Source organism: Micromonospora sp. SD19 (genome assembly GCF_054462275.1).
The window spans coordinates 743,455-768,079 of the sequence record NZ_JBTLMN010000002.1 but is presented as its reverse complement, the minus strand read 5'-3'; the positions used below and the strand labels follow the sequence as shown (position 1 = coordinate 768,079).

21 protein-coding genes, 1 pseudogene and 1 riboswitch are annotated in these 24,625 nt (G+C 72.4%); of the genes and pseudogenes, 11 read left to right on the top strand and 11 right to left on the bottom strand.

Translation table 11 applies throughout. From position 1 onward, the window contains the following. Positions 1-33: 33 nt before the first annotated feature. The 5 genes and pseudogenes from ACX27O_RS10660 to ACX27O_RS10640 form a co-directional block, all read right to left on the bottom strand. Positions 34-693 (bottom strand): annotated as a pseudogene (locus ACX27O_RS10660) (SGNH/GDSL hydrolase family protein); the annotation flags it as partial. An 89-nt stretch (positions 694-782) separates the two neighbouring features. Then, a complete protein-coding gene (locus ACX27O_RS10655) occupies positions 783-1,190 on the bottom strand; it encodes an MmcQ/YjbR family DNA-binding protein (RefSeq protein ID WP_458939356.1) in 408 nt (135 codons plus the stop codon). Between the two features lie 17 nt (positions 1,191-1,207). Beyond that, positions 1,208-2,131, bottom strand: a complete 924-nt coding sequence (locus ACX27O_RS10650; RefSeq protein ID WP_210863589.1) for an aminoglycoside phosphotransferase family protein — start codon at positions 2,129-2,131, stop codon at positions 1,208-1,210. Positions 2,132-2,172: 41 nt separating this feature from the next. Further along, positions 2,173-3,396 (bottom strand): MFS transporter, encoded by a 1,224-nt coding sequence (locus ACX27O_RS10645; protein ID WP_030333023.1) that lies wholly within the window; start codon positions 3,394-3,396, stop codon positions 2,173-2,175. Further along, positions 3,393-4,952, bottom strand: coding sequence for an AMP-binding protein (locus tag ACX27O_RS10640; RefSeq protein WP_210865967.1), 1,560 nt, complete (start codon positions 4,950-4,952; stop codon positions 3,393-3,395). Before ACX27O_RS10640 ends, ACX27O_RS10645 begins: the two co-directional genes overlap by 4 nt. Before the next feature lie 315 nt (positions 4,953-5,267). On the opposite strand from ACX27O_RS10640, the gene ACX27O_RS10635 reads away from it, so the two are divergent. The 6 genes from ACX27O_RS10635 (at position 5,268) to ACX27O_RS10610 (ending at position 11,576) form a co-directional block, all read left to right on the top strand. Beyond that, positions 5,268-6,545, top strand: a complete 1,278-nt coding sequence (locus tag ACX27O_RS10635) for an SGNH/GDSL hydrolase family protein (protein WP_458939473.1) — start codon at positions 5,268-5,270, stop codon at positions 6,543-6,545. 66 nt (positions 6,546-6,611) lie between these two features. Further along, positions 6,612-7,823 (top strand): cytochrome P450, encoded by a 1,212-nt coding sequence (locus ACX27O_RS10630; RefSeq protein WP_030333030.1) that lies wholly within the window; start codon positions 6,612-6,614, stop codon positions 7,821-7,823. A gap of 7 nt (positions 7,824-7,830) precedes the next feature. After that, positions 7,831-8,820 carry an alpha/beta hydrolase gene (locus tag ACX27O_RS10625; protein ID WP_210865969.1) on the top strand — a complete coding sequence of 330 codons (990 nt, stop codon included), beginning with the start codon at positions 7,831-7,833 and terminating at the stop codon, positions 8,818-8,820. After that, positions 8,813-9,916, top strand: a complete 1,104-nt coding sequence (locus ACX27O_RS10620) for an alpha-hydroxy acid oxidase (RefSeq protein ID WP_458939355.1) — start codon at positions 8,813-8,815, stop codon at positions 9,914-9,916. Before ACX27O_RS10625 ends, ACX27O_RS10620 begins: the two co-directional genes overlap by 8 nt. Positions 9,917-9,919: 3 nt before the next feature. Then, positions 9,920-11,248, top strand: coding sequence for an aminotransferase-like domain-containing protein (locus ACX27O_RS10615; RefSeq protein ID WP_458939354.1), 1,329 nt, complete (start codon positions 9,920-9,922; stop codon positions 11,246-11,248). A 76-nt stretch (positions 11,249-11,324) separates the two neighbouring features. Continuing rightward, entirely contained in the window at positions 11,325-11,576 is a 252-nt protein-coding gene (locus tag ACX27O_RS10610) for a hypothetical protein (protein ID WP_030333037.1), read from the top strand. Positions 11,577-11,653: 77 nt separating this feature from the next. On the opposite strand, the gene ACX27O_RS10605 is transcribed toward ACX27O_RS10610, so the two are convergent. Then, positions 11,654-13,090 carry a glycine hydroxymethyltransferase gene (locus ACX27O_RS10605; RefSeq protein ID WP_030333038.1) on the bottom strand — a complete coding sequence of 479 codons (1,437 nt, stop codon included), beginning with the start codon at positions 13,088-13,090 and terminating at the stop codon, positions 11,654-11,656. An 18-nt stretch (positions 13,091-13,108) separates the two neighbouring features. Then, positions 13,109-13,198: riboswitch (ZMP/ZTP riboswitch) on the bottom strand. Positions 13,199-13,348: 150 nt separating this feature from the next. Between ACX27O_RS10605 and ACX27O_RS10600 the strand changes: the two genes are divergently transcribed. Next, positions 13,349-14,155 (top strand): SDR family NAD(P)-dependent oxidoreductase, encoded by an 807-nt coding sequence (locus ACX27O_RS10600; RefSeq protein ID WP_357648463.1) that lies wholly within the window; start codon positions 13,349-13,351, stop codon positions 14,153-14,155. Between the two features lie 224 nt (positions 14,156-14,379). Here the strand turns inward: ACX27O_RS10600 and ACX27O_RS10595 are convergent, their stop codons facing one another. The 4 genes from ACX27O_RS10595 to ACX27O_RS10580 form a co-directional block, all read right to left on the bottom strand. After that, positions 14,380-14,880, bottom strand: coding sequence for a hemerythrin domain-containing protein (locus ACX27O_RS10595; RefSeq protein WP_030337907.1), 501 nt, complete (start codon positions 14,878-14,880; stop codon positions 14,380-14,382). Positions 14,881-14,959: 79 nt separating this feature from the next. Beyond that, positions 14,960-15,805: an NAD(P)H-hydrate dehydratase gene (locus ACX27O_RS10590; protein WP_458939353.1), complete on the bottom strand. Its 846-nt coding sequence runs from the start codon at positions 15,803-15,805 to the stop codon at positions 14,960-14,962. Continuing rightward, entirely contained in the window at positions 15,789-16,520 is a 732-nt protein-coding gene (locus ACX27O_RS10585) for a histidine phosphatase family protein (RefSeq protein ID WP_210862553.1), read from the bottom strand. The genes ACX27O_RS10590 and ACX27O_RS10585 overlap by 17 nt, the downstream gene beginning before the upstream one ends. Positions 16,521-16,618: 98 nt before the next feature. Continuing rightward, complete coding sequence (locus ACX27O_RS10580) at positions 16,619-19,231, bottom strand: hypothetical protein (RefSeq protein WP_458939352.1); 2,613 nt, start codon at positions 19,229-19,231, stop codon at positions 16,619-16,621. A gap of 168 nt (positions 19,232-19,399) precedes the next feature. On the opposite strand from ACX27O_RS10580, the gene ACX27O_RS10575 reads away from it, so the two are divergent. Next, positions 19,400-20,371, top strand: a complete 972-nt coding sequence (locus ACX27O_RS10575; RefSeq protein ID WP_458939351.1) for a DNA polymerase domain-containing protein — start codon at positions 19,400-19,402, stop codon at positions 20,369-20,371. Positions 20,372-20,381: 10 nt separating this feature from the next. On the opposite strand, the gene ACX27O_RS10570 is transcribed toward ACX27O_RS10575, so the two are convergent. Further along, complete coding sequence (locus tag ACX27O_RS10570) at positions 20,382-20,888, bottom strand: Lrp/AsnC family transcriptional regulator (RefSeq protein WP_030337902.1); 507 nt, start codon at positions 20,886-20,888, stop codon at positions 20,382-20,384. A 105-nt stretch (positions 20,889-20,993) separates the two neighbouring features. On the opposite strand from ACX27O_RS10570, the gene pdhA reads away from it, so the two are divergent. Genes pdhA through ACX27O_RS10555 form a run of 3 tightly spaced genes read left to right on the top strand, consistent with a single transcriptional unit; the run spans position 20,994 to position 24,501 of the window. Next, a complete protein-coding gene (pdhA, locus tag ACX27O_RS10565; protein ID WP_374224306.1) occupies positions 20,994-22,160 on the top strand; it encodes a pyruvate dehydrogenase (acetyl-transferring) E1 component subunit alpha in 1,167 nt (388 codons plus the stop codon). Then, positions 22,157-23,161: an alpha-ketoacid dehydrogenase subunit beta gene (locus tag ACX27O_RS10560; RefSeq protein WP_210865900.1), complete on the top strand. Its 1,005-nt coding sequence runs from the start codon at positions 22,157-22,159 to the stop codon at positions 23,159-23,161. Before pdhA ends, ACX27O_RS10560 begins: the two co-directional genes overlap by 4 nt. Continuing rightward, positions 23,158-24,501, top strand: a complete 1,344-nt coding sequence (locus ACX27O_RS10555) for a dihydrolipoamide acetyltransferase family protein (RefSeq protein WP_458939350.1) — start codon at positions 23,158-23,160, stop codon at positions 24,499-24,501. The genes ACX27O_RS10560 and ACX27O_RS10555 overlap by 4 nt, the downstream gene beginning before the upstream one ends. Positions 24,502-24,625: the final 124 nt, after the last annotated feature.

Sequence of the window (24,625 nt, the reverse complement as noted above, 5' to 3'; positions counted from 1 at the left end):
GTGGGAGCGGGAATGGGAGAGGGAGAGGGAGAGGGAGAGGGCGCGGAGGGTTTCGGTTGTTGCTATGGCGTCGCTGCGGGCGCTGCCGTGGCGGCCGTCGGTGCTGTAGAGGGTGGGGTCGGCCGTCAGGGGATGGTCGGTCAGGTGGACGTGGACCGTGCCGAGGCGCTCGGCCAGGGTGGCCGTGTGGGCGGAGAGGCGGCGCATTCGTTCCCTGAGGCCGGCCCGCAGGTGCTCGGGCACCGCCGGGCTGTGCGAGACGTCGAACATGCCCACCGTGATCACGTCGGCGCCCACGTCGCGCAACGCGGTGATCATCGCGGTCAGCTCGACGTCCACCGCCGCCGCGTCGTACGCCGGGTGGAAGGCGTCGTTGCCCCCGCAGACGACCAGGGCCAGATCCGGTGCGAAGGCCAACGCCGGGGCGAGCTGGGTGGCCCGCACCTGGTGCGCGCGCAGCCCCCGTCGACCCAGATTCCGGTACGCCAACTCGGGGCGCACGGTGGTCAGCTCGGCGGCGACCCGGTCGACCCACTGCACGTCCGGGTAACCCGGGGTCGGCTCACACATGCCCTCCACGACGCTGTCGCCGAGCGCCACGAACCGCCGCCACGGGTGCCCGTGCAGCAGTTGGGCGGCCTCCCCGGGGCGCAGACAGTACGGGTCCGTCGATTCGGTGAGCGTCGATGGCATGCCGGCACGCTAACCGACCATTGGGCGGCCCGGCCAGCCTGACCTCGATCCGGTGACGCGGGCCCGCCAGTGGTGGGCGCAGCGGCAGCTCACCCGGGCCTGGTCGGCTCCTGGTCGGCGCGGTGGGCGGCGGCCAGCCGTTTCGGGACCCGCGCGTACCAGGCGTCGGTGATGACCTCGACCAGCTCGGACGGGCTGATTCGGTCGAGTCTGACCAGCACCGCCGGGTAGCCGTCGAAGTGCGGGATGGTCAGGTAGACCGACGGGTCGTCGGCGAGCAGGGCCTCCTTGACGCCGAGGTCGGCCACTCGGACGCCGAGCAGCGGGCCGTCGGGTGCGGCGGCCCCGAGCGCGTCGAGATCGGTCCGCCGCAGCGGTCGCTCCCAGACGAGCGGTTTGTCGCGCACCCGCCAGGCCGGCAGCCCATCGTACGAGGCCCGCTCGGTGGCCTCGGGCAGCGCGAGCGCGATCCGACGGACGTCGTCCCAACTGGCCATGGCCACACCGTACGGGTTCAGCGGGCCACCGTGTGTTCGGCGAGGAGTTCGCCGAGTACGTGCCCGGCCCGCTCGGCCTTGGCCGGGTCGTGATCGTCCAGGGTGATCAGCGCCTTCCACAGCGCCCAGCCCCGTCCGCGCGCCCAGGTGCCGTCGTCCAGACCGAGCGCCGCCCGGAAGGCCGCCCGGCTGGGGCCGCGCAGCAGGGTCCAGGCGATCACGGTGTCGCAGGCCGGGTCGCCCACACCGCAGCAGCCGAAGTCGATGACCGCGGCGAGCCGACCGTCGCGGACCAGCAGGTTGCCCTCCGCGACGTCGCCGTGGAACCAGAGCGCCGGGCCGGTCCAGGTGGCGTCGAGGGCGGCCTGCCAGATGCCGGTGACGACGTCGGCGGGCAGCCGGTCGCGGTGCGCCTCGATCGCCGCCCGGGTCTCGGTGTCGTAGGTGGACAGCGGGCCGCCCCGCCAGGCGCTGTGCGGGCCGGGCTGCGGGCCGTCGGTGGCGTCGATGCCACGCAGGGCGCGCAGGAAGGCGGCGAGGTCGGTGGCGAACCGGGTCAGGTCGTCGATCCGCTCAGCTGCGGCGGTCTGCCCGTCGATCCACCGGTAGACCGACCACGGGTACGGGTAACCGGCCCCGGGTCGGCCCTGAGCCAGCGGAACGGGGATCCGCACCGGTAGCTGTGGCCCGAGCACCGGCAGCCAGCGCTGTTCCTTGTCGACCTGCAGGGCGTACCCCGCGCCGCTGGGCAGCCGCACGGTCATCTCCGCGCCCAGGTGGAAGGTGCGGTTGTCCCAACCGTCGACAGCGACAGGGCGGACCGGAAGCGACGCCCACCGCGGGAACTGCTCGGCCACCAGTCGGCGGACCAGTGCCACGTCGATCCGGTCGGCCACGGCGACGTCGGTCACCGGGACGCCGGGTGTCGGTTGCGTGTTCATCAGCCCGAGCCTGCGGCAGCCGGCCAGCCCCCGCAACGCGTTTACCGGGTGGCGACGGGGGCGGGCCGCGCCGGGGTTTCCGGGCCGGACGCCCTGTTCACCAGCGGGTACGCGGTGATCACCAGGCACGCCGCCGCCATGGTCAGCAGGGCCGGGGTGAGCCCCAGAGCGTCCACCGACCAGCCGCCGAGCAGCGCGCCGACCGGCAGCCCGACGAACGCCAACGAGCCGGCGATGCCGATCACCCGGGTCTGCAACTCCGGCGGCACCCGCTCGTAGAGGGCCACCCCGAGCAGCGGGTTGACCGCCGCGATGCCGATCCCGGACAGGAACGTCACCACGAGCACGACCGGCAGTTCGTCGCTGATCGCGAGCGCCACCAGCCGGGGTGTGCCGGCGACCAGCGCACCGATCAGGAACGTCAGCCGCCGCGGCAGCCGGGGCCCGAGCGCGGTGAACACCAGGTTGCCCAGCAGCGCGCCCGCCGAGAACGCCGCCAGCACCAGGCCGAGACCGCTCGGCCCGGGTAGCTCGCGGGCGACCCAGACCGGGATGTAGACGGCCACGCTGGCGTTGGCCACCATGTTCAGCGCCGAGATGACGGCGAGCATGCCGAGCAGCGGCCGGTCCCGACCCAGGTAGCTGAACCCACCCCGTAGCGCGCTCAGGTAGCTCTCCGGCTGGGCCGGTGGGGTCGGGGCGGCCGGTGGGCGGACCAGGACACCGATGAGCAGCGCGCAGACGCCGAAGCTTGCCGCGTCGATGAGGATCGCCTCGGTCACCCCGAACACGGCGATCAGCAGACCGCCCACCGCGGCACCGAAGAGGGTCACCACCCGACTGAGCCCGTCGTAGGCGGAGGTCAGCCGGATCAGCGGCACCCCGGCGGCCTCCGCGACCGGCCGAAACATCACGTGTTTCACCCGGTCCCCGATGCCCCGCAGCGCGCCGGCCACCGCGACGAGCGCCACCAGCGGGACGAAACCCAACCACGGGGTCAACGCGACGACGACCATCGCCACCGCGCTGCCCGCGTCGCAGAGGATCGAGGTACGACGCAGGCCGATCCGGTCCGCCCAGGGCGTGCCCAACGCGCTGGACAGCAGGTACGGCAGGGTCTCGGCGAACGCGACGAGGCCCATCTTGGTGGGGCTGCCGGTGGTGACCAGCACCAGCCACGGGATGGTCACCACCGAGATGCGGGTGCCCAGGTTCGAGATCAGGTCGGCGCTGACCAGGACGACCAGTTGCCGGCGGGGGGTCACGCCCCGACCGCCGCCGCCCGACCGGCCGCGTGGCGGGCGCGCAACGCCCGCTTGTCCACCTTCATCGACCGGTTCACCGGCAACCGGTCGACGAACTCCACGGCGGCCGGTGCCCACATCTTGTTGAGTTCGGTGGTCACCAGGTCGATCAGCTCCGCCCCGGTGACCGTCGCGTCCGGCCCGAGCACCACGTACGCGTACGGCACCTCGCCGACCGTCTCGTCCGGTACGCCGATCACGGCGGCGGCGCGGACCTGCGGGTGCCCGACCAGCGCATCCTCGATGGGACGGCAGAAGATCGCCCAGTTCCGCCGATGCGTGACGATCATGTCGTGCGCCCGGTCGACCAGGTAGAGGTAGCCGTCGTCGTCGAGGTGGCCGATGTCGCGGGTCCGCACCCACCCGTCGACGAGCGTCTGTGCGGTCAGCTCCGGCTGGCCGTGGTAACCGGCGAAGCTCAGTCGGGTCCGCACCCACACCTCGCCGTCGCGGCCCGTCGGCAGCACCACCCCGTCGTCGTCGCGGATCTCGATGCGCACGTCGCCGTAGGGCCGCCCGCAGGAGCGCAGCCGCTCCGGGTGGTCCGGGTCGTCGGTCAGCCCGGGCAGCGCGGTGATCACGACCGCCTCGCTGAGGCCGTACACGATGCGCAGCACCGGGCCGAAGCGCGCGATGGCCTGGCGCAGCCGGGCGGGCGCGGCGGGCCCGGCGCCCACGTTGAACATGAACATGGCGGAGAAGTCCGCGCCGACCAGCGCCGGGTGGTCCAGCACCTCGTAGAGCATCGGCGGGGTGACGAAGGTCGAGTTGATCCGCTCCCGCTGCACGGTGTCCACGAAGGCCACCGGGTCCCAGTCGTCACGCAGGAACAGCACCCCGCCGGTGAACAGGTTGAACAGGGTGGTGATCTGGCCGCTGGCCAGCCACATCGGCGAGTGCGACAGGTGCCGCAGCAGCGGGAACCCGGCGGCGCGGAAGTCGGCGGCCAGGGTGAGGATCTGGGCGTAGAAGCTCTCCCGGTGGTGCACGAGCTTGGGACTTCCGGTGGTGCCACTGGTCTGCAGGAACGACTCGGGTGCCGGCACTGACGCCGGCAGCTCCGTCGCGTCGGCGTCGGCGGTGAGGTCGGGTCCGGCGCCGCCCGCGCCCAGGCAGCACACCGGCGTGCTGGGCAGCGCGGCGGCCAGTTCCGGGCCCAGGCTGGCCCGGTCCCGGGCGTCGTAGACCAGGGCGTCGGGGCGGGCCAACCTGATGAACTCGTCGACCTCCCGGCGCGCGGTCACCGGGGCGACCCACATCGTCCGGCAGCCGAGCAGGTGCAGGGCGAGTTGGAGCAGCGGACCCTCCACCGCGTTCGCGACGGTCACCAGCACCGCCGACCCGGGCCGTACGCCGTGCCGGGTCAACGTCGCGGCCATCGCCCGGACCCGGGCGGCGGCTTCGGTGTAGGTGAGTCGCCGATCGGCGCCGACCAGCGCCTCCCGATCGCCGAATCCGGCGAAGAGGTCCAACACAGTGTGCACGTACGTCGTGGTGTGCTCGGGTCCGTCAGTCATCCGGCAGCCCCCATCCGAGAAAAGCGGCGGTCCCCGGGCAGCTCCCGGTGACGACGCGACGGTGGCGCGCTTGGGCGACCGCACCGCCGCCGCCTGGAAGCCTAGGCCGGAAACGACTGGTCGGAACCGTGCCGAGTGGGCGATCCGGGCGGCCCGCCGGACATTTGATCGCGTCGATCAGGTTGATTGACGCCCGTCAACGGCGGCGGCTAGGTTTCTGGACCATCGTCCAGGCGGGCGCCGTCAGCGGACGGCCCTGGGCTGCCACACGATGGAGGTTCCATGGCAACGGCAACCCCGAAGAGATGGCCTGTCATCGCCGCCGCGGCCGTGCTGTTGGTCGCCGGCGCACCCGCCGTCGTCGCCAGCGCCGGCCCGTCCGGCACCACCGCCAGCCGATCCGACCGCGCCGAGTGGGCGGGCAGTTGGGCCACCGCTGTCACCCGGGGCAACTCGGTCGGTTTGACCAACACCGGCCTCAACAACCAGAGCGTCCGGATGATCGTGCACGTGTCGGTGGGCGGCCCGGCGCTGCGGGTCCGGTTGAGCAACCTCTACGGCGAGCAGGCGGTCCAGGTCGGCCGTGCCACCGTCGCCCGGCCCAACACCACGACCCCCGACGACCTCTCCGACATCGACGCGGCGTCGGTGCGCCCGCTGACCTTCACCGGCGCCACCACGGCGACCATGAACCGCGGCGCGGAACTGCTCAGCGACCCGTTGCCCTTCCCGGTCGCCGACGACAGCGACCTGGTGCTCACCGTGCACTTCCCGACGCCGACCGGCCCGACCACCTTCCACGGGCAGTCCCAGCAGGCCAACTTCATCGGCGCCGGCGACCTGACCGGGGCGGCCGAGGGCACCGGGTTCACCACCCGTCCCACCTGCTGCTGGTTCTTCCTCTCCGGCGTCGACGTGCAACGCAAGGGCAGCCCCGGCGCGCTCGTCGTGCTCAGCGACTCCATCGGTGACGGCAACGGCAGCACCGTCAACGCCAACCGGCGCTGGCCCGACCTGCTCGCCGACCGGCTGCTGGCGGACCGGCCGGACAAGCACACCCCGGGCGTGCTCAACCTGAGCCTGGCCGGCAACCGGCTCAACCACGAGGGCACCGAGCCGGGCGACGGCGACTACCCCGGCTACTACCAGCTCGGCCCGAACGCGGCGGCCAGGCTCAACGAGGACGTCTTCGGCCAGACCGGGGTGCGGACCGTCGTCACCCACCTGGGCATCAACGACATCTGGATGTCGAACGACACACCCGAGGCGATCATTGCCACCCTGCGTCAGATCAACCAGCAACTCCAGCAGCGCGGGCTGACCAGCCTGGTGGCCACGCTGACGCCGTACGAGGGGCACGGCGCGCCGGGCGTGTGGACGCCGCAGAAGGAGGCCACCCGGCAGGCGGTGAACGCGTACCTGCGCGGCAGCCGGGAGTTCGACGGGCTGCTCGACTTCGACCGGGTGCTGCGTGACCCGGCCCGGCCCAGCCAGTTGCTGGCCGCGTACGACTCGGGGGACCACATCCACCCGAACGACGCCGGCAACCAGGCACTGGCCAACGCGGTGCCGCTGCGGCTGCTCGACCTGTGACACCGGCCGGGGGCGGCGGGTGATCCCCGCCGCCCCGGCCATCGACATCCTGGGGAGGAGTTGGCCGTGGACGTGGCGGAGATACTGACCGGCCTGTACAGCGAACAGGGCAGACAGGACCCGTACCCGTGGTACGCGCAGCTGCACCAGCTCGGCCCAATCAGCGCGGTGCCGCCGCGCGCCGAGCACCGCACGGTGGCCGCGGTCGCCGTCGGCTACGACCTCGTCGACGAGTTGCTGCGCGATCCGCAGTGGACGAAACAGCCGCCGCCGGGCTGGGAGGAACAGGAGATCCTGCGCACCTTCCAGACCTCGATGATGTTCGTCAACCCGCCCGATCACACCCGGATGCGGCACGTCTTCTCCCGCACCTTCACGCCGCGCCGGCTCGGCGCGCTGGAACCGGTGATCCTGCGGGTGGTCGACGAGCTGCTGGACCGGATGGCGGACGCCGGCCCGGGCGTCGTCGACTTCGTGGCCGACTTCGCGTACCCGATCCCGGCCCTGGTGATGGCCGAGTTCATCGGCATCCCGGCCGCCGAGTTGCCGTGGTACCGCGAGCGGGTGGAGTGGATCGACGAGTTCCTGGACGTGGCGGGCAAGACCCCGCAGCGGCTGGCCGCGGCCAACACCGCCGCGCGGGAGTTGCGGGCCTTCTACCGGGAGTTGCTCGCACACCGCCGCCGGGCGCCCGGGGACGACCTGCTCAGCGGGTTGGTCGAGGCGCTCGACTCCGGGGAGGTGGAGCTGACCGAGGAGGAATTGATCAGCAACCTGATCGTGCTGTTCAACGCCAGCTTCGTCACCACCGTCTACATGTTCAGCAACGGGCTGCCGTTGCTGCTGGCGCAGCCGGAGACGGTCGCGGCGCTGCCCAGCGACGCCACACTGGCGCAGGGCTGCGTCGACGAGGTGTTGCGGTTGGCGAGCCCGGTGCACTTCCTGGCCCGCGCCGCGCCGGCCGACACCGTGCTGCACGGCGTGCCGGTCGCCACCGACGACAACGTGCTGATCATGATCGGGGCGGCCAACCGGGACCCGGCCCGCTTCCCGGCCCCGGACGCCTTCGACCCGACCCGTGCCGGCCCCCCGTCGCTGGCCTTCGGTGTCGGTCTGCACTTCTGCCTGGGCGCGGCGGTGTCGCGGTTGGAGGGTCGCCTCGCGCTGCCCCGGCTGTTCGCCCGGTTCCCCGCGCTGACCGTCACCGAGACGCCGACGTACAGCGGCAGCCTGTTCCTGCGCGGTATCGACAAGCTGCTGGTCAGCACCGGTGGATAGGAGCGACATGACGCTGCATCCGGAGGTGGCGGCGTACCGGGCGGCCCGCGCCGCAGCCGGCACCCCGCCGCTGTACACGCAGACCCTCGCCGAGGCGCGCGCCGCGGATCTGGCCGCGATCCGCGCCGGCGGCGGCCCGGTCGAGCCGGTGACCGAGGTACGCGACGAACGCATCCCCGGCCCCGCCGGGGAGCTGCCGCTGCGGGTGTACCGGCCGAGCGGTCCGGGTCCGCTGCCCACGGTGCTGTACTTCTTCGGCGGCGGCTGGACGCTCGGCAGCATCGACACCGCCGACGGCATCTGCCGGCGCCTGGCCAACGCCGTGCCCTGTCAGGTGATCACCGTCGGCTACCGCCTCGCCCCGGAGCACCCCTTTCCGGCGGCGGTGCACGACTGCCACGCCGCCACCTCGTGGATCGCCCGGCACGCCGACCGGCTGGGTGTGGACCCGACCCGGCTGGCGGTGGGTGGGGACAGCGCCGGCGGGAACCTGGCCGCGGCGGTCACCCTGCTCAGCCGGACGGACGGGCCCCCGCTCGCCGCGCAACTGCTGATCTACCCGAACACCGACCAGAGCGGCGACCCGGTCGGCGACGACGACCCGGCGCTGTTCAACAGGCATTCGGTTGCCTGGTACCGGAGGCACTACCTCTCCGACCCGGGGCACGCCCGGGATCCGCTGGCCTCGCCACTGCTCGCCGACGACCTGTCCGGGTTGCCGCCGGCGTTGGTGATCACCGCCGAACTGGACCCCCTGCGCGCCGAGGGGCAGCGGTACGCCGAGCGGCTGCGAGACGCCGGTGTGCCCACCCGACTGGCGCACTACCCGGGCATGATCCACGGGTTCTTCGCCATGCCGGGAACCTTCACCGACGGGCGGCGGGCGCAGGAAGACGCGGCCGCCTTTCTCCGGGAACGCTTCGGGCTGTCGGCCGGGCCGGAAGCCGCCCAGGTGGACGAGCCGGCCGTGACGGGCCCGGCGGTGGCCGATGGCTGAGCGGGTGCTGACCGACCTGCCGGCCGTCTCGCTCGCCGACTACGCCGAGCGGGCCCGGGCCGTGCTGGCGCCGGACGTGTGGGACTACCTGGCCGGCGGCAGCGCGGCCGAGGTGACCCTCGCCGCGAACCGGCACGCGCTGGACCGGGTCGCGGTGCTGCCCCGGGTGCTGCGTGGCGTGGACACCGTCGACCTCGGCGCCGGCCTGCTCGGCAGCCGGTACGCCATGCCGGTCGCCGTGGCGCCGATGGCGTACCAGCGGCTGGTGCACCCGGACGGGGAGCTGGGGCTCGCGGCGGCGGCCGGCGCGGCCGGAATCCCGTACCTGGCGAGCACGCTGGGCAGCACGCCGATCGAGCAGGTGGCCGGCGTGGGCGCGGACGTCTGGTTCCAGCTCTACTGGCTGCGCGACCGGGCTCTCGTCCGCGACCTGCTGGACCGGGTGGTCGCGGCCGGGTGCCGGGCACTGGTGGTCACCGTGGACGTCCCGGTGCTCGGCCGACGTCCCCGGGACCTGCGCAACGCGTTCCGGCTGCCGACCGAGGTGGTGGCCGCGAACCTCCCCGAGGGCCGGGACGCGCTGGCGCACTCCGGTGCCCCCGGGGTGTCCGCGATCGCCGCGCACACCGCCGCGTCGTTCGCGCCGGCGTTGCGGTGGGCGGACCTGGCGTGGCTGCGCGAGCAGATCGACCTGCCGCTGGTGGTCAAAGGGCTGCTGGATCCGCGGGACGCGACCGAGGCGGTACGGGTCGGCGCGAACGCGGTGGTCGTCTCCAACCACGGTGGGCGGCAACTGGACGGTGCACCGCCGAGCGTCACCATGCTGCCGGAGGTCGTCGACGCGGTCGGGGGCGGCTGCCAGGTGCTGCTGGACAGCGGCATCCGCAGCGGCACCGACGTGCTGCGGGCGCTGGCGTTGGGTGCGTCCGGGGTGCTGGTCGGCCGGCCGCTGCTCTGGGCGCTGGCCGTCGGCGGCGAACCGGCGGCCCGGGACGCGTTGGCGCTGCTCGCCGCCGAGCTGACCGACGCGCTGACCCTGGCCGGCTGCGCCGACCCGGTGGCGGCCGGCGAGCTGCGTACCCTCCGGGTGGGTTGAGCGGTGACCGCCACCGAACCTGTCGACCTGGCCGTCGCCGACCTGCACCCCGCGCTGGGCGATCCGGCGTTGACGTCGATGAACTTCCTCAACGAGGTGTCCGAGCGGTACCCGGCGGCGGTGTCCCTCGCGGCCGGCCGGCCGTACGAGGAGTTCTTCGACCTCGCGGCGGTGCACCGGCACCTGGACACCTTCCACCGGCACCTCGTCGACGACCTGGGGCACCGACCCGAGCAGGCCCGGCGGCTGCTGCTGCAGTACGGCCGGACCAAGGGCATCGTGCACCACCTGATCGCCCGTAACCTCGCCGTCGACGAGGGGATCACCGTCGACGGCGAGGACATCGTGGTGACCGTCGGCTGCCAGGAGGCCATGTTCCTGGTGCTGCGGGCGTTGCGGGCCGGGCCGACGGACGTGCTGCTGGCGGTCGCACCGACCTACGTCGGGCTGACCGGCGCGGCCCGGCTGGTGGACCTGCCGGTCTGGCCGGTGGCCGGTGGGCCGTCCGGGATCGACCTGGCCGACCTGGCCGCCCAGGTGCGCCGGGCCCGGGCGGCGGGGCTGCGGCCACGCGCCTGTTACCTGATGCCGGACTTCGCCAACCCGTCCGGGGTCAGCATCGACACCGCCCACCGGCGGCGGTTGCTGGACCTGGCCGGGCAGGAGGATCTGCTGCTGCTGGAGGACAACCCCTACGGCCTGTTCCCCGTCGACGACGGACCGCGCCCGCCCACCCTCAAGGCGTTGGACACCGGGCGGCGGGTCGTCTACCTCGGCTCGTTCGCCAAGACCGTGCTCCCCGGGGCGCGGGTCGGGTACGTGGTCGCCGACCAGCGGGTGGCCGGCCCGGACGGGCGGGTCGGTCCGTTCGCCGATCAACTCGCCATGATCAAGAGCATGGTCACTGTGAACACGTCGCCGATCGCGCAGGCGGTGATCGGTGGCCGGCTGCTGGAGCACGGTTGCAGTCTGGTGGCCGCGAACACCCGGGAGCGGTCCGCGTACACCAGGAACCTGCGCCACCTGGTGGCCGGCCTGGCCCGGCGGTTCCCGCCCGGGGCGGACGGCGCGGCGGCCGTGCGGTGGACAGTGCCGGCCGGCGGGTTCTTCGTGGTGGTGACAGTGCCGTTCCCGGTCGACGACGCGTTGCTGGACCGCTCGGCGCGCGACCACGGGGTGCTGTGGACGCCGATGGCGCACTTCTACGACGACACCGCGCCGGTCCACGCGTTGCGGTTGTCGGTCAGCGCGGTCACGCCGGAGCAGATCGACGTCGGGTTGGACCGGCTGGCGGCACTGATCACCGACGAGCGGGCCCGGCGGGCGGGTTGACGCACCGCGTTCACCTGATGGCAATGCGCGACGACCCGTGTGCCGCCGTCCTGGTTGGACGGACATAATAAGGCCCATGGTTGCCTGGGAGTACGCCCTGCTCGTCCGTCGCTATCAGGGACAGGGCCGCAATTTTCACGTCTCGTTCGTCTGGTACGCGCCGGACGGCTCACGCAAGGACATCACCGCGTACGGCGACACGGCCATCGCGCACCTCAACCGCGCCGGCCGGGAGGGGTGGGAGCTGGTCTCCGCCGCCGAGGACGTCAACAACGTCCAGGGCAGCACCGAAGTCCACCGCTACCACCTGAAGCGCCCCATCGTCTGAGGGTGTCGGCCCGCCGCCGGTGCCGCTCACCGTGAGTGAGCGGCACCGGCGGCGGTGCCGTCGGCGGGTGCCGCCGCTCAGGCCAGGTCGATGCCGGGGTAGAGCGGGTGGGTGGCCAGCAGGTCGGTGGCCTGACGGGCGACCTTGTCGGCCAGGCCCGGGTCCAGGGTGTACTTCGCCTTCGACGGGGTGCCGTCGGCGTTGGCGCCGGCGGTGGTCTGGGTCAGCACGGTGTGGATCAACTCGGCGGTCTGGTCCATCTCGGCGGTGCCGAGGCCCCGGGTGGTCAGCGCCGGGGTGCCGATCCGGATGCCGGACGTGTACCAGGCTCCGTTCGGGTCCTGCGGGACCGAGTTGCGGTTGGTGACGATGCCCGAGTCGAGCAGGGCCTGCTCGGCCTGCCGGCCGGTGAGCCCGTAACCGGACACGTCGATCAGCACCAGGTGGTTGTCGGTGCCACCGGTGACCAGCTTCGCGCCCCGGCGCAGCAGGCCCTCGGCGAGCGCCTGCGCGTTGTCCACGATCCGCCGGGCGTAGTCGGCGAAGTCGGGCCGGCGGGCCTCGGCGAGCGCGACCGCCTTGGCGGCCATCACGTGCGGAAGCGGGCCGCCGAGCACCATCGGGCAGCCCCGGTCCACCTGGTCGGCGAGCTCCGGCTGGCAGAGCACCATGCCGCCGCGCGGGCCACGCAACGACTTGTGCGTGGTGGTCGTGACGATGTGCGCGTGCGGCACCGGATCGAAGTCACCGGTGAAGACCTTGCCGGCCACCAGGCCCGCGAAGTGCGCCATGTCGACCATGAAGGTGGCGCCGACCGAGTCGGCGATCTCGCGCAGGATCCGGAAGTTCACCTTCCGGGGGTACGCCGAGTAGCCGCCCACCAGGATCAACGGCTTGAACTCCCGGGCGGCCTCGGCCACCCGGTCGTAGTCGATCAGGCCGGTCGCCGGGTCGGTGCCGTAGCTGCGCTGGTCGAACATCTTGCCGGAGATGTTCGGCCGGAAGCCGTGGGTGAGGTGGCCACCGGCGTCCAGCGACATGCCGAGCATCCGCTGGTTGCCCAGCTCGCGGCGCAGCGCGAACCAGTCGGCCTCGGTGAGGTCGTTGACCTGGCGGACCTGGGCCTTCTTCAGGGCGGGGGACTCCACCCGGTCGGCCAGCACCGCCCAGAAGGCGACCAGGTTGGCGTCGATGCCCGAGTGCGGCTGCACGTACGCGTGCGCGGCGCCGAACAGCTCCCGGGCGTGCTCGGCGGCGAGCGCCTCGACGGTGTCGACGTTCTGGCAGCCGGCGTAGAAACGGCGGCCGACGGTGCCCTCGGCGTACTTGTCGCTGAACCAGTTGCCCATCGCCAGCAGGGTCGCCGGGGAGGCGTAGTTCTCGCTGGCGATCAGCTTGAGTGACTCCCGCTGGTCGGTCAGCTCGGCGCCGATGGCGTCGGCGACCCGCGGCTCGACAGCCCGGATCACCTCAAGGGCGCTGCGGAATGCGGTGGACTCGGCGTTGCGGGACATGCGACCTCCTACAGACGTGCGGAAGGCCCAGGCGCTCGGCAGACGTCCTCATGACGGGGCCGCTCCCCGATGGTTATCCATCCCCACGCGCCAGTAACGGCCCGCGACGATCGTACCGGGCCGGGCCCGGTCGTTCGGGCCGCCCTCCGGGAGGCGACCCCCGCCGATGTGGTTGGGCGCTGCGTCGCGGGGCACACGGTAGGGGACCACCGCACCGTCACGGGTGCGGCCAGGGTTCGCACAGAAGGAGTCGAGAACATGACCACACCCACCTCCGACCGGCCGCTCGCCCTGGTGACCGGGGCCTCCAGCGGGATCGGGTACGAACTGGCGGCGCAGTTCGGTGAGCACGGCTTCGACCTGGTCATCGCCGCCGAGGACGAGGGCATCGAGTTGGCGGCGCAGAAGCTGCGCCGGGACGGCGGACCGCAGATCTGGTCGGTCCGCGTCGACCTGGCCCGCGAGCAGGGCGTGACGGAGTTGGTGGCCGCCGTCACCGCGACCGGACGACCGCTGGACGCGCTGGCGCTCAACGCCGGCCGGGGTGCCGGCGGCGCCTTCGTGGGCGGCACCGATCTCGCCGACGAGCTGGAGATCGTCGACCTCAACGTGCGCTCGACGGTGCACCTGGCGAAGCGACTGCTGCCGGGGATGGTCGAGCGGGGTGCGGGCCGGGTGCTCTTCACCTCGTCGATCGCCTCGACCATGCCGGGGCCGTTCCAGGCGGTCTACAACGCGTCGAAGTCGTTCGTGCAGTCCTTCGCCGAGGCGCTGCGCAACGAGTTGAAGGACACCGGCGTCACGGTGACCTCGCTGATGCCCGGACCAACCGACACGGAGTTCTTCGACCGCGCCGAGATGGAGGACACCCGGGTCGGCTCGGGTAAGAAGGACGACCCGGCGAAGGTCGCCGCCCAGGGCTTCGAGGCGATGATGAGGGGCGATCAGACGGTCACCGCCGGGTCGCTGCTGAACAAGGTGCAGACCGCCGCCGGCAAGATCATCCCGGACAAGCTCAAGTCCGAGCAGCACCGCCGGATGGCCGAGCCAGGATCAGGAAACTGACCCACCCCGCCCGCCCTGACCCGCCCGCCCCCCCGCCTCCGCGATCTTGCACTTTCTGTCGCGACAAAACCCACCAAACATCGCTAACCAGAAACAGAAACTGCAAGATCGCGTGGGCGTGGGCGTGGGCGTGGGCGTGGGGGTGGGCTTGTGCGGGCGGTGCACGACGAAGGGCCCGGCGTGAGCCGGGCCCTTCGTCGTGAGCTTCGTGGTGAGTGGCGGCCTCAGGCGGTCACCGCGTCCATCGCCTTCTTGATCGCCTTCGGCGCGGTGGGGGTACGCGGCGCGTCCGCCCGCAACGCGATCATCTTCTCGCCGATCTCCTGCAACTGCTTGCGGCCCAGCGCGTCGCGGACCTTGGGGAACCACTCCTGCTCTTCCTCCTCGACGTGGTGGGTGACGTTCTCGATCAGCACTGTCGTCTTGGCGGTGAACCGCTCGTCGTCGGCGTCCATGGCGGCCAGTTCGGCGCAGAGCACGTCGGCGACGTGGTGTTCCTCGTACGACTCGAGAATGTCGTCCTCCAGGTCGGGCAGCAGCCGGCGGACCTCCGGATACATCACCTCGTTCTCCAGATAGGTGTGCACCGTCAGCGCCTCCAGGATCTGGTCCACCAGCTTCTGCCGCTGGCTCGCCGGCCCCTCCTCGGCGTCCTGGAAGGCCTTGAACAGGCGGCGCATTTCCTTGTGGTCCTCTTTGAGCAGGACGATGGCATCGGTCGACACCGGTATGACCTCCCTGAAAAGTCTCCGCTGGTGGGTTTTCGGTACCCCCACGCCGACTGCGGAAACAGATGAAACCGTCTCAGACCATCGCCAGGGTGCGGGGGATCTCGTCGAGCAACTCCCGAGCCAGAAAGCCGATCCGGCCGTAGCGGGGAATCAGCCGCTGGCCGCTCACCGAGTGCGCGAACGAGCCCCAGCAGGCCGCCTGCGCAGGGTCGGCACCCCGGGACAGCAGCCCCGCCAGCAACCCGGCGAGCACGTCCCCGCTGCCGGAGGTGCCCAGCCCGGCGTCGCCGCTCTCCTCCCGCCAACCCCGCCCGTCCGGGGCGGCCACGTGCCCGTACAGCGACACGACCGCCTCGTACCGGTCCAGGTCGTCGCCCGGGTCCCGCCCGAGCAGGTGCCCCGCCTCGGTGACGTTGGGGGTGAGCACCACCGGTCGACCGGAGCCGACCAGCAGGTCCGGTGCGTGGCTGAGCGCGCCGAGGGCGTACGCGTCGAGCACCAGCGACGTGTCCGGGCGGGCCGCCTCCAGGACCAGGCCCAGCAGGCGGTTGGTCTCTTCGATGGCCTTCAGACCCGGGCCGAGCGTCACCACATCGGCCTGCGCGACCAGGTCGCCGAGTTGTCCGTCCCGGTCGGCGGCCACCGCGCCGTCGGCGGTCTCCGGCAGCCCGACCACCAGCGCCTCAGGCACCTGGATGCTCAGCGCGGCGGCGCTGGACTCGGCGGCGGCCAGCTGGAGCACCCCGGCGCCGGCGCGCAACGCGGCCACCCCGGCGAGCAGCACCGCGCCCGGCGTGAAGCGGGAACCGCCGACCACCAGCACGGTGCCCCGGCTCTCCTTCCCACCGACCGGCACCGGCAGCGCCCAGTCCCGCAGCAACGCCGGGGTGATCACCTTCACCTCAGACCGGCTCGGCATGGATCTCGTCCTCCCTGGTGGGCTGGGCGCCCTGCTGACGCAGGTGCGCGACATCGTTGAAGGCGGTGAGCGCCAGGCGGTCGTCGCCGTCCGCCGACCACTCGGTGATCGAACAGTTGGCGATGACGTCCTGCCGCGTGAGCGCCATCAGTTCGTCCTCGGTCAACCCCTCCACCAGATAACGAAGCAGGAAGACCAGCGCGTCGTGGCCGAAGAGCAGCACCCGGCAACCCTCGTGATCACGGCGCAGGTCGCCCAGCAGCGTCCGCAGCCGCAACGCCACGTCGGTCCAGGACTCCCCACCCGGCGGCCGGTAGTAGAACTTGCCCAACCGCTCCCGACGCTCGGCCTCGTCCGGGTAGCGCCGGCGCACCCCGTGCCCGGTCAACCCGTCGAGGATGCCCAGCTCCCGGTCGCGCAGCCGCTCGTCGCGGTGCACGGGAATGTCGGTGCCGTCCAGCGCCAGCCGCGAGGTCTGCACCGCGCGCAGGTAGGGCGACACCACCGCCACGTCCGGGCGCTTCGCGTCCGGCAGCTCGGCCAGCCATCGGCCGGTCGCCCGAGCCTGGTCCTCGCCGGTCGCGGAGAGCGGCACGTCCGCGTCGCGGTGGGTGAGGTCGATCAGCTCCGCGCCCGACGCCTCGGCCTGCGTCGCCGCGACGTTCGCGGTGCTCTCGCCGTGCCGGACGATCCAGAGGGTTGCCAGTTCCGCCATGCGGCCCCCCTACCCGGGCGCCGCCGACGGTAACCGTGTCCGGCTCGCCGACCCTCAGTCGAGGGCCGGTGGGGTAGGAGGGCCGGTGGGGCGGAGCCTCACGGCTGATATGCGATCTTCGGCACCCAGTTGGTCGTGTCGTAGGCGCTCGTGCCGTTCTGGTGTTGGTGGAAGCGCAGGGTGTCACCCGCGGCCACGCTCAGCTCGATCATCGGGAACGGGACCCGGTCCACCGGACCGACCTTCTGCCTACCGGTGGATGGCCAGACGTTCGTCCCGTTCCGGGTCAACCGGACCAGCACGCCGTCGGCCCCCGAGCCGTTGTCGGTGTAGAGGTCGCCCAGCGCCGAGGTGATCCGAACCCTGCCGGCACGCGGAGCGACCCAGGCCCGCACCGACTCACGGTTGCCGTCGGCGTGCTGCGAGACCGGCCCGATCTGTAGGTACGGCGCTGTGCCGTGCCACAGCTGTTGGGCGGCGTCCCACGTCATCGGGGTGCCGCCGGCACCCTCGTCGTACTCCTCGTACGACCACTGGGCCGCGCCCTGAACGCCGCCGAAGTCGCCGTTACCGGACCAGCTGACCCGGCTACCCCCGGTGTAGGTCAGGGTCGGGAGCCAGAGGGTGGTGTCATAGGCGGAGGTGACGTTCTGGTTGACGTGGAAGGCGATCCGGTCGCCGGCGGCCACCGTCATGTCCACGGGTTCGAAGGGCAGGGTGCTGGCTGGCTCGACCGCCGCGTAGCCGGTGGCCGGCCAGACGGGCAGCCCATTCTTGACGATCTTCACACGGACGCCGTCGGCGCCGGAGCCGCCGCCGGCACGAATGCCGTCGAGGTCGGCGCCGACGCGCACCGTGCCGGCTCGTGGCGCCGTCCAGACCCGCACCGAGTCGCGGTTGCCATCCGGATGCCAGCCGATGGAGTCCAGCAGTGAGAACGCCGAGGTGCCGTGCCAGCGCTGGTCGCTGTCCGACCACGTCATGTCGGTGTACGCGGTGCCGTCGTACTCCTGGTAGCGCACTCCGTTCTCACCCTGCTTCTTGCTGGCATCGGTGCTCAGGCTGACGGTGTTGCGGTCGAATCCGGCGGCGTTCAGGGTCACCTTCTGCCGGTACAACCAGCGCATGTGCTTCGGGAGGTCGACTCCGTCGTGCGGCCAGCGGAAGAAGTAGCCGTAGTAGACGTAGAACTGCTGGCCCACGACGCCATTGGTGGAACCGTCGACCCCGACGATGGTCTCGTAGGGCTGAAGGGTGGCCTTGCTGTTCGCGTTGCTGCTCAGGAGCCACGACGGGGTGTCGAAGCGTGCCGGGTCGTCGCCGAACGCAAGGAAGATGCCCTGGCCCTGGCCGCCGCTGCCACCGGTGAGCAGGTACTTGCCGAGGTAGGTGCTGTAGGCGGCGCCGGCGTGGGAGTCGTAGGAGTTCGTCGGGCTGGCAGCGACGACCTCGGTGGCCTGTCCGTGCATGCCGGGCTCGTTCCAGGCGCCTCCGTGGTATTTGGTCCACGGGCTGACCGTGCCGCGTTTGGCGGCGTCGATCACCTCGGCGACCGGGGCGCGGGCGACGACCGGCATGCCGAACTCGGTGAAGTACACGTGGAGGAAGCCGTCCTTGAGCACGAATGGCATTCCGCCGATGTTGTCGGTCGAACCGTCGGGTGCCTTTTTACGGGCGGCGAGTGTCTTGCCCAGCAGGGTGAAGTGCTCCCCGTTGTCGGTGGAGTACGCCAACCCGCCGGCCCACCACCCCGACGTCTGCGGGTCGGCGTTCTCGATGTGGCAGAACGCGAGTAGGTGACCCTCCTCGGTGCGGTACACGCTCGCGATCCACCACTGCCCGTCGAGGCCGTGCGGATTGCGGAACCGGTTGGCCGTCGTGTCGGCGTACACCCTTACCTGCGCGGGACGGGCGAGGTCCCCGCGGAACTTCTGCACCTGCCGGCCAAAATCCGAGGAGTGGTAGAAGTCGAACTGGCTGCCGTTGGGGACGACCGACAGGCTGGCATCCAGGGCGGTGCGCTCACCGATCCGGTCGAAGTCGGCGGGATTCATGACCAGTTCGGCCTGGTCGAGAGTGAACTTCGGCTCGTAGTCGTAACTGATCCGCGGATTCCACGAGAGCCCGTCGTGCAGCCCCGTCCCTGCCCGGTTCGCGTGGAACAGGAGCGTGTCGCCGGCGTTGACGGCGGTGGTGAAGACGTGTTGGGCCATGAAGGCGGGTCGCAGGTGCTGGAAGTCGGCCGACGGCCACACCTTGCTCGTCGTGCCGCCGCTACGCTTGCGGACGAAGGTCCGGACACCGTCGACGTTCGTGATGTCGGGGTCGATGTAGGTCTGGTGGTCCATGGTGCCGCGCACCGTGACCGCGCCACCCCGTGGCGCCGTCCAGGCGATGACCGCGTCATTGGTGTCCGGGTGAAGCCCGCTGCGGCTGATGACGCAGAACTCGCAGTTGCCCCGCCACCGGTCCCGCGTCGGCTCCCACACCATCGGTGTGTAGGCGACACCGTCCCACTGCAGATAGGACCACTGGTTCGCGCCCTGCGTGTTGGAAAATCCCAGAGCGAACTGGTAGTCGTCCGGCACGACGGTCGGCGCGGCCTCGGCGGGTGTCGGGCGCAGCGCAGGTGTGCCGACGAGGCTCGCGGCGGCGAGCACCAGCGCCAGCGCCAAGACCCCGTGACGCAGTGGGTTCCGAAGCATGATCACGTGGTCTCCAGCGGCTCGTGGACAGTCCGGCACACGCTAGAGGATCACCCCGCTCCGCGGTGGCCCATGCCCGGAGCGAGGGGGCGCACGCGGCGACAGGGTGTCGCCGCGAACCCGCGGGCCGTCAAGTGCGGCACCGACACCCCACCTCGTCGTACGGTGTGTGGCGTGGCCACGGCGGCGGAGGAGATCCAGGTTGGCGAGCGGCTGGTCCGCGTCTCCAGCCCCGACAAGCCCTACTTCCCGGAGCGTGGGCTGACCAAGCTGGACGTGGTCCGCTACTTCCTGGCGGTGGGTGACGGCATCCTGCGCGCGCTGCGGGATCGGCCGACCATGCTCGAACGCTGGCCCCGTGGGGTCTTCGAGGGCGCGACGATCGCCACCCGGCAGACCAACCGGGGCGACGCGTTCTACCAGAAGCGGCTGCCGGCGGGCGCTCCCGAGTGGGTGCGGACCGCGCACATCACCTTCCCCAGTGGCCGTACCGCCGACGAGGTGGCGCCGAGCGAGCTGGCGGTGGTCATCTGGGCCGCCAACCTGGGCACCCTGCGGTTCCACCCGTGGCCGGTCACCGCCGCCGACGTGGAACGCCCCGACCAGCTGCGCATCGACCTGGACCCGATGCCCGGCGTCGGCTTCGAGCAGGTGGTACCGGTGGCGCACGAGGTGCGGGCGTTCCTCGCCGAGCTGGGCATGACCGGCTACCCGAAGACGACCGGCGGCCGGGGCCTGCACGTCTACCTGTCGATCGAGCCGCGGTGGAGCTTCGGTGACTGCCGTCGGGCGGTGCTCGCGTTGGGCCGGGAGATGCAGCGCCGGCTGCCGGACCTGGTCACCACGACCTGGTGGCGCGAGCAGCGGGACCGGCCGGTCTTCGTCGACTACAACCAGATGGCCCGGGACCACACGGTGACCTCGGCGTACTCGATCCGGCCCACGCCGGCCGCGCTGGTCTCCGCGCCGCTGGACTGGTCGGAGCTGGACCGGGCCCGCCCGGAGGACTTCGACGTGCTCAGCATGCCGGCCCGGTTCGCCGAGCGCGGCGACCCGCACGCCGGCCTGGACGGTGACCGGCACTCGCTGGAGCCGTTGCTGGAGTTGGCCGACCGCGACGGGCTGGAGGCCCCGCCGGAGCGGTGAGCCCAGCCGGTCACGCCCAGGGACTGCCGGCCCCGTCGAACTCCTCGAAGACCAGCCAGGTGCGGGTGGACAGCACCCCGGGAATGCTCTGCACCCGGCCCAGCACCACGTCGCGCAGCGCGGCGTTGTCCGGTGCGCGCACCAGCGCGAGCACGTCGTGGTCACCGCCGAGCAGTGCGGCGTGCTCGATGTAGCGCACCCGGGCCAGCTCGGCCGACACCTCCCGCCAGGTGTTCTGCTCGATGGTCAGGGCGATGTACGCCGACGTGCCCAACCCGGCCGCCTCGGGCGCCACCTGGGCCCGGAACCCGGTGATCACCCCGTCGCGCAGCAACCGCTCCACCCGCGCGTACGCGTTGGTGCGGGAGATGTGGATGCGTTCGGCGAGGGTGCGCACCGACGTTCTACCGTCGCGGACCAGCTCGTCGAGGATCCGCCGGTCGACCTCGTCCAACGCGCGGGCCGATCGTCCCGATCCCGCGCCCCCGCTCGCTTCGTCGGCGGTCTCCTGGCTCACTGCTGGGCCCTCCGCATGCCAACCGTCCCGCCTTCTGTGTCGATCTTGAGTCAATCATCCACAAGCGGAAGCATAGGCTCACCACACGTCCCAGGAGGTTCCGCCGTGACGACCACTCCCCAGGCGGTCCGCAGGGCATCCCCGCGCGCCCGTCGAACGGTCACCCCGCCCGACCCGGCCCGCTCGTTGCTGCCGGACGCCGAGCCGGTCCGCCTGCTCGCCCAGGACGGCACGCCGCTGCCCGCCCGCGCCGACTACCCCGAACCAGCCGCCGAGGTGCTGCACGAGCTGTACCGCCGGATGGTGCTCGGCCGGCGCTTCGACACCCAGGCGACCGCCCTGACCAAGCAGGGCCGGCTCGCCGTCTACCCGTCCTCGCGAGGCCAGGAGGCGTGCCAGGTCGGCGCGGTCCTCGCGGTCCGCGACACCGACTGGGTCTTCCCCACGTACCGCGAGTCGATGGCGCTGGTTGCCCGGGGCATCGACCCGGTCGAGGTGCTCACCCTGCTGCGCGGCGACTGGCACTGCGGCTACGACCCGACCGAGGTACGCACCGCACCGCAGTGCACCCCGCTCGCCACCCAGTGCGTGCACGCCGCCGGGCTGGCCCACGGTGAGGCGTACCAGGGTCGCGACACCGTGGCGCTGGCCTTCATCGGCGACGGCGCCACCAGCGAGGGCGACTTCCACGAGGGGGTCAACTTCGCCGCCGTGTTCAAGGCGCCGGTGGTCTACTTCGTGCAGAACAACAAGTACGCGATCAGCGTGCCGCTGTCCCGGCAGACCGCCGCGCCGTCGCTGGCCTACAAGGGCGTCGGCTACGGCGTACCCAGCGAGCAGGTCGACGGCAACGACCCGGTAGCGGTGCTCGCCGTGCTCACCCGCGCGGTCGCCCACGCCCGGGCCGGCAAGGGACCGTTCCTGGTCGAGGCGCACACCTACCGGATGGAACCGCACACGAACGCCGACGACGCCAGCCGCTACCGCGACGGCGCCGAGGTCGACGCCTGGCGGGACCGGGACCCGATCGCCCGGCTGGAGACCTACCTGCGCGCCCGCGGCGTGCTCGACGACGCGGCGGTCGCCGAGATCGCCGAGCAGGCCGAGGCGTACGCGGCGGACCTGCGGACCCGGATGAACGCGCAGCCCGCTGTCGACCCGCTGAGCCTCTTCGACCACGTCTACGCCGAACCCACCCCGCAGCTGATCGAACAGCGTGAGCAGGTCCGCGCCGAACTGGCCGCCGCCCGCGCCGAGGAGGGTGACGCCTGATGGCCACCACCATGGCGAAGGCGCTCAACACCGCGCTCGCCGACGCGCTCGCCGCCGACGACCGGGTCGTCGTCTTCGGCGAGGACGTCGGCGCGCTCGGCGGCGTCTTCCGGATCACCGACGGCCTGCAGGCCCGCTTCGGCGACAAGCGCTGCTTCGACACCCCCCTCGCCGAGGCCGGCATCGTCGGCTTCGCCGTCGGCCTGGCCATGTCCGGCCTGCGCCCGGTGGTCGAGATGCAGTTCGACGCGTTCGCGTACCCGGCGTTCGAGCAGATCGCCTCGCACGTGGCGAAGCTGCGCAACCGCACCCGGGGCGCGCTGAGCGTGCCGATCGTCATCCGGGTGCCGTACGCGGGCGGGATCGGCGGGGTCGAGCACCACTGCGACTCGTCCGAGGCGTACTACGCGCACACCCCAGGGCTGAAGGTGGTCACGCCGGCCACCGTCGACGACGCGTACTCGCTGCTGCGCGAGGCGATCGACGACCCCGACCCGGTGGTCTTCATGGAGCCCAAGAAGCTCTACTTCGCCAGCGCCGACGCGTCGCTCCCGGCCCGCACCGAGCCGTTCGGCCGGGCCGTCGTGCGCCGCCCCGGTCGGGACGCCACGCTGGTGGCGTACGGGCCGGCGGTGCCGGTCGCGCTGGAGGCCGCCGAGGCCGCCCGCGAGGAGGGGTGGGACCTGGAGGTCGTCGACGTGCGCACGATCGTGCCGTTCGACGACGCCACCATCACCGCCTCGGTCCGGCGGACCGGCCGGTGCGTGGTGATCCAGGAGGCGCCCGGCTTCGCGGGCGTCGGCGCGGAGATCGCCGCCCGGGTGCAGGAGCGCTGCTTCCACGCGCTGCACGCCCCGGTGCTGCGGGTCGCCGGGCTGGACATCCCGTACCCGGCGCCGATGCTGGAGCACACCCACCTGCCCGGCGTGGACCGGGTGCTCGACGCGGTGGCCCGCCTGCAGTGGGACGACCAGCCGGACGCGCGTTGGGCGGCGGCATGACCACCGTCGAACGGACGCAGGTCTTCCTCCTGCCCGACCTGGGCGAAGGGCTGAGCGAGGCCGAGATCGTCGAGTGGCGGGTCGCCGTGGGAGACATCGTCACCGTCGACCAGAGCGTGGTCGAGGTGGAGACCGCCAAGGCCGTCGTCGACGTGCCCTGCCCGTACGCCGGGCGGGTGGTCACCCTGCACGGCGCGGCCGGTGAGGTACGCCCGGTCGGCCAGCCGCTGATCACCATCGCGCCGTTGGACGGGGGCGACGAGCCCGCCGGGCACGCCACCTACCGCGAGGAGGAGCGGGCCGGGTCTGGCAACGTGCTGATCGGGTACGGCACGGGCCACGGCACCACCACCCGCCGTCGGCGTCGGCCCCGCCTGACGGTCGCCCCCGAACCGGCCGACACCGCACCGACCGGCGCGGTTGCCGGTGGCCCGACCGGCGACCCGGCACCATCGCCCTCCGCTCTGGTCATCTCGCCGATCGTGCGGCGGCTGGCCCGCGAGCACGGCGTCGACCTCGGCACCGTGCGGGGCACCGGGCCCGGCGGGGTGATCCGCCGCGCCGACGTGGAGGCCGCGCTGGCCGCCCCCGCCGCCCGGCTCGCCGCCGTGCCCGACCCGCACGTCGCCCTCGCGCCGACCGGGGACGGCGACGTGATCGTGCCGCTCACCGGCGTGCGCAAGGTGATCGCCGACAAGCTCTCCCGCAGCCGGCGGGAGATCCCCGAGGTGACCATCTGGGTCGACGTGGACGCCACCGGGCTGCTGGAGACCCGCGCGGCGATCAACGCGGCGACGCCCGACGCGCCGGTCAGCATCCTGGCCCTGCTGGCCCGGATCTGCCTCAGCGGGCTGCGCCGGTTCCCGCAGCTCAACGCCCGGGTCGACACCGAGGGGCAGCGGATCGTCCAGTCCGCCGGGGTGCACCTCGGCATCGCCGCGCAGACCGACCGGGGGCTGCTGGTGCCGGTGCTGCGCGACGCCCAGCGGCTCACCACCGCCGAACTGGCCGCCGAACTGGCGGCGACCACCGCCGCCGCGCGGGCCGGCAGCCTGCCCCCGGCCCGGCTGACCGGTGGCACCTTCACGCTGAACAACTACGGGGTGTTCGGCGTCGACGGCTCCACGCCGATCATCAACCACCCCGAGGCGGCCCTGCTCGGGGTCGGGCGGATCGTGGACAAGCCGTGGGTGGTCGACGGGCAGCTCGCCGTCCGCAAGGTGACCCAGCTCAGCCTCACCTTCGATCACCGGGTCTGCGACGGCGGGGTGGCCGGTGGCTTCCTGCGCCACGTCGCCGACTGTGTGGAGCGCCCGGCGCTGCTGATCGCCGCCGTCTGACGCGTACCCCTGGCCCCGGTGTCGCCCGTGCGGCGCCGGGGCCGGCGCACGCCCGGGGGTTTCCCGGCGGTGTCAGGGGGAAGTCGGCCCCGCCGGAGCGCACCGAACGCGTCGAAGGGAGCCG

Excerpts from the sequence above, each read along its gene's own strand:
- ACX27O_RS10620 (WP_458939355.1), top strand. The coding sequence starts at position 8,813 with ATGGCTGAGCGGGTGCTGACCGACCTGCCGGCCGTCTCGCTCGCCGAC.
- ACX27O_RS10590 (WP_458939353.1), bottom strand. The coding sequence starts at position 15,805 with ATGCCGAGCCGGTCTGAGGTGAAGGTGATCACCCCGGCGTTGCTGCGG.
- ACX27O_RS10555 (WP_458939350.1), top strand. The coding sequence starts at position 23,158 with ATGACCACCGTCGAACGGACGCAGGTCTTCCTCCTGCCCGACCTGGGC.
- ACX27O_RS10600 (WP_357648463.1), top strand. The coding sequence starts at position 13,349 with ATGACCACACCCACCTCCGACCGGCCGCTCGCCCTGGTGACCGGGGCC.
- ACX27O_RS10640 (WP_210865967.1), bottom strand. The coding sequence starts at position 4,952 with ATGACTGACGGACCCGAGCACACCACGACGTACGTGCACACTGTGTTG.
- ACX27O_RS10625 (WP_210865969.1), top strand. The coding sequence starts at position 7,831 with ATGACGCTGCATCCGGAGGTGGCGGCGTACCGGGCGGCCCGCGCCGCA.
- ACX27O_RS10610 (WP_030333037.1), top strand. The coding sequence starts at position 11,325 with ATGGTTGCCTGGGAGTACGCCCTGCTCGTCCGTCGCTATCAGGGACAG.
- ACX27O_RS10650 (WP_210863589.1), bottom strand. The coding sequence starts at position 2,131 with ATGAACACGCAACCGACACCCGGCGTCCCGGTGACCGACGTCGCCGTG.
- ACX27O_RS10655 (WP_458939356.1), bottom strand. The coding sequence starts at position 1,190 with ATGGCCAGTTGGGACGACGTCCGTCGGATCGCGCTCGCGCTGCCCGAG.
- ACX27O_RS10585 (WP_210862553.1), bottom strand. The coding sequence starts at position 16,520 with ATGGCGGAACTGGCAACCCTCTGGATCGTCCGGCACGGCGAGAGCACC.
- ACX27O_RS10605 (WP_030333038.1), bottom strand. The coding sequence starts at position 13,090 with ATGTCCCGCAACGCCGAGTCCACCGCATTCCGCAGCGCCCTTGAGGTG.